1 protein-coding gene and 1 pseudogene are annotated in these 910 nt (G+C 47.9%); one reads left to right on the top strand and one right to left on the bottom strand.

Annotated features, from left to right (window positions below; genetic code table 11):
* Nucleotides 1-13: 13 nt before the first annotated feature.
* Nucleotides 14-604 (bottom strand): hypothetical protein, encoded by a 591-nt coding sequence (locus tag PHA81_RS20795; RefSeq protein WP_273838796.1) that lies wholly within the window; start codon nucleotides 602-604, stop codon nucleotides 14-16.
* 87 nt (nucleotides 605-691) lie between these two features.
* Here PHA81_RS20795 and PHA81_RS20790 point away from each other — a divergent pair.
* A pseudogene (locus tag PHA81_RS20790) lies at nucleotides 692-910 on the top strand (IS5/IS1182 family transposase); the annotation flags it as partial.

Raw genomic sequence — 910 nt, 5'->3', positions numbered from 1 at the left:
TTCCTTTCAGGTATCAGCTACGGCTTCTTGCCGACGGGTATCGTCCCGATTCTAAAGGATTCTGCGACGCGACCAATTGGTTCAAGAGATCAACATTCCAATCCTCTATCTCGTTCATCTCATCCCTGACAAATGTGATATTTCTGATTCCCCAGTCAATGTTTTCTTTTGTTGACCATCGTAGAGCGTCGTCTCTATCCTGTATTCGAATTTTGGCTTGAATGAGATGTGGCGGATCGGTTTGATGATATGCATCAACTACTTCAGACGTTGTTGTCAGGGTGATATTGCCTTCTTCACTCTCTCGAAGATGGTTTACTTCTGGTACTGCTACAGTAGGATCGTTGCCAGTCGTGTGATGGTACGCAAGGAGATCTCTTGCAAAATCATGCAAGAACAAATCCATATCTTCGTTAGAGCGAGGATTGGTGGTTCTTTCGCAGAGCAACCTAATTCGACTATGCAAATCTCGAAGCCTCTCTGAAAGGTCTTCTAATTCGTCCTTTCGATTAAGGCGACGTTCCATTCTCTTTCGCTGCTGTTCTTCGTTCTTCGCGTTTTGTCGTTGCCGCAGAAATGCCGCTGTAGTAATAACGAGTCCCAATGTAGTGGCACCGAGACCAACGATAGTAATAACCTCCAGAGCGTGTCATAGAAAGCGTCACATGCGAGGTTGCAGGGCGTGGGAATTGTGTCCAACAACACCCAAACCCTGCAAAACGTAACTTCTGTCGACGGCTTCTTGAATGTCGCGGCGACTGAGACGGTATCGCTGTTTGAGCATCTTAAGCTCGGATTTCTACTGGAATACGACGTGTTCGCCCCCTGCAAGCGGGGGCGAACACGAGTTCATGAGCCACCAGAACTCTTCCGAGGCTTTCTCCACTGCTACTACGAGGACGTCTACGGC

Origin of the sequence: Halococcus sp. PRR34 (assembly GCF_028617175.1) — an archaeon.
GTDB classification, from domain to species: Archaea; Halobacteriota; Halobacteria; order Halobacteriales; family Halococcaceae; genus Halococcus; species Halococcus salifodinae.
The sequence above is the reverse complement of the archived record's forward strand: the minus strand, read 5'-3'. Positions and strand labels throughout refer to the sequence as shown.